We start from the raw sequence: 814 nt of genomic DNA, 5'->3' as shown, positions 1-814 counted from the left end.
GGTTCGCTCATTTAATGTGTGGTGATGATGGCAAGAAGGAGACACCTGTTCCCATGCCGAACACAGTCGTTAAGCTTCTTAGCGCCAATTGTAGTGAGGGGTTGCCCCTTGCGAGAGTCGGACATCGCCACGCTTTCTTGGAGGTTTAGCTCAGCTGGGAGAGCATCTGCCTTACAAGCAGAGGGTCATAGGTTCGAGCCCTATAACCTCCATTGAGTCGTTAGCTCAGTTGGTAGAGCATCTGACTTTTAATCAGAGGGTCACAGGTTCGAATCCTGTACGACTCATTTATACAAATCTGCGGGTGTGGCGGAATTGGCAGACGCACTAGATTTAGGATCTAGCGCCGCAAGGCGTGGGGGTTCAAGTCCCTTCACCCGCATGTAGGGAAAGGCCGGCTTAGCTCAGTTGGTAGAGCATCTGATTTGTAATCAGAGGGTCGAGGGTTCAAGTCCTTTAGCCGGCATCCGAAATGATGCGGAAATAGCTCAGCGGTAGAGCACCACCTTGCCAAGGTGGGGGTCGCGGGTTCGAATCCCGTTTTCCGCTTGTGCCAAGCCCACGCCGGGGTGGCGGAACTGGCAGACGCACAGGACTTAAAATCCTGGGGTAAGTAATTACCGTACCGGTTCGATTCCGGTCCTCGGCATTTGAATATTGCGCCCATAGCTCAACTGGACAGAGTGTCTGACTACGGATCAGAAGGTTGAGGGTTCGAATCCTTCTGGGCGCGTAACGGGAAGTAGCTCAGCTTGGTAGAGCACTTGGTTTGGGACCAAGGGGTCGTAGGTTCGAATCCTGTCTTCCCGATGAA

General features: G+C 53.1%; 8 tRNA genes and 1 rRNA gene. All 9 read left to right on the top strand.

Features of this window, described 5'->3' with window-relative positions:
• The first annotated feature begins 17 nt into the window (after positions 1–17).
• The 9 genes from rrf (at position 18) to TS1_RS12185 (ending at position 810) form a co-directional block, all read left to right on the top strand.
• Positions 18–133 (top strand): 5S ribosomal RNA (rrf, locus tag TS1_RS12225).
• Between the two features lie 6 nt (positions 134–139).
• Positions 140–212 (top strand) — tRNA-Val (locus tag TS1_RS12220).
• Between the two features lie 2 nt (positions 213–214).
• A tRNA-Lys gene (locus TS1_RS12215) sits at positions 215–287 on the top strand.
• A 13-nt stretch (positions 288–300) separates the two neighbouring features.
• Positions 301–382 (top strand) — tRNA-Leu (locus TS1_RS12210).
• Between the two features lie 11 nt (positions 383–393).
• Positions 394–466 (top strand) — tRNA-Thr (locus tag TS1_RS12205).
• An 11-nt stretch (positions 467–477) separates the two neighbouring features.
• Positions 478–549: transfer RNA gene (locus TS1_RS12200), tRNA-Gly, on the top strand.
• A 14-nt stretch (positions 550–563) separates the two neighbouring features.
• A tRNA-Leu gene (locus tag TS1_RS12195) sits at positions 564–649 on the top strand.
• 10 nt (positions 650–659) lie between these two features.
• Positions 660–733 (top strand) — tRNA-Arg (locus TS1_RS12190).
• A 3-nt stretch (positions 734–736) separates the two neighbouring features.
• Positions 737–810 (top strand) — tRNA-Pro (locus TS1_RS12185).
• Positions 811–814 lie beyond the last annotated feature (4 nt).

The organism is Tetragenococcus solitarius NBRC 100494 (assembly GCF_001544195.1).
Classification (GTDB): domain Bacteria; phylum Bacillota; class Bacilli; order Lactobacillales; family Enterococcaceae; genus Tetragenococcus; species Tetragenococcus solitarius.
Note: the sequence above shows the minus strand (reverse complement) of the source record. Positions and strands in the feature narration are given on the sequence as shown.